Raw genomic sequence first — 1565 nt, forward strand, 5'->3', positions numbered from 1 at the left:
GTCCCCGCAGCACCCGGTCCCCGGGGTCGCACCCGCGTACCTTGAGAGCCGCATAGCGATAGGAGAGAGATGGAAGATCATTCTTCCAGACTCGATTCTTTTCTGCGATTTAAAGACAGAATGATAGCAATCATTCATCCGATCCAAACAAGAAGAATTCACTTATTAATGAGTGAGGAGCATCTGATCGCGAGCACAGTCAACTACTGTGCCGCGGTATGAGATACCCGAATTGCGACATACGAGCGCTATTCATGATATCGATTAATTAACTTTAGCGACACGTGGATATCCCGCGGGCCCGAGAGCGGTCCCGCAAGATACCACGGGCGCACGGCGGATGCCTTGGCACAGGGAGCCGATGAAGGACGCGGCAAGCTGCGATAATCCCCGGCGAGGAGCACACATCCTTCGACCCGGGGGTCTCCGAATGGGCGAACCCATCCGTAGCAGTACGGATATCCCGACCCCGAACACATAGGGGCCGGGAGGACAACCCGGGGAACTGAAACATCTAAGTACCCGGAGGAGAGGAAATCAATCTCGAGACTCCCCGAGTAGCGGCGAGCGAAAGGGGACCGATGGCCAAACCGTCGAGCGGGCATACCCGGCAGGGGTTCCGCCGACGGGGTTGCAGGGCCGCGCATCCGGGGGCTGCCGCCCCCGGGCGCAGGTCCGGCTGGGGAGCGGAACGGCATGGGAGGGCCGGCCGCAGCGGGTGACAGCCCCGTACGCGAACCCAGACCGGACGGCGCGACGCGGTCCCTGAGTAGGGCCGGGCACGTGAAACCCGGTCCGAACCTGGGTGGACCACCATCCAAGCCTGAGTACTACCCTGTGACCGATAGCGCACCAGTACCGTGAGGGAAAGGTGAAAAGCACCCCGGGAGGGGAGTGAAACAGTACCTGAAACCGTGCGCCCACGAGCAGTCGGAGCACCTATATGGTGTGACGGCGTGCCTTTTGTAGAATGAGCCAGCGAGTCGCTGGCGCGGGGCGAGGTTAACCGAAAGGGAGCCGGAGCGAAAGCGAGCCTTAACAGGGCGACTTGAGTCCCGCGCCGCGGACGCGAAGCCGGGTGAGCTATCCGTGGGCAGGCTGAAGCGGGGGTAAGACCCCGTGGAGGGCCGAACGCACGTCGGTTGAAAACGGCGGCGATGACCTGCGGATAGGGGTGAAAGGCCAATCAAACCCGGAGATATCTCGTTCTCCCCGAAATAGCTTTAGGGCTAGCGTCGCGCGTTCACCGCCGGAGGTAGAGCACCGGATGGACGAGGGGGCTTCGCCGCCTACCGAATCCAACCGAACTCCGAATGCCGGCGGCCCAGAGCGCGGCAGTCAGAGCATGTGGGCTAAGCTGTGTGCTCGAGAGGGAAACAGCCCGGACCGCCCGCTAAGGTCCCCAAGTTCCAGCCGAGTGGCAAAGGATGTGCGTCCGCCCAGACAACCAGGATGTTGGCTTAGAAGCAGCCATGCATTCAAAGAGTGCGTAACAGCTCACTGGTCGAGTGGACATGCGCCGACAATACACGGGGCTAAGCTGGACACCGAAGCGGCGGGATTTT

Annotated in this window: 1 rRNA gene; it reads left to right on the forward strand. The window is 61.4% G+C overall.

Features of this window, described 5'->3' with window-relative positions:
• Nucleotides 1-313 precede the first annotated feature (313 nt).
• Nucleotides 314-1565 (forward strand): 23S ribosomal RNA (locus DWW73_RS10005); the annotation flags it as partial.

The sequence above is a fragment of the Collinsella sp. AF16-8 genome, from assembly GCF_003462695.1.
Taxonomy (GTDB): domain Bacteria; phylum Actinomycetota; class Coriobacteriia; order Coriobacteriales; family Coriobacteriaceae; genus Collinsella.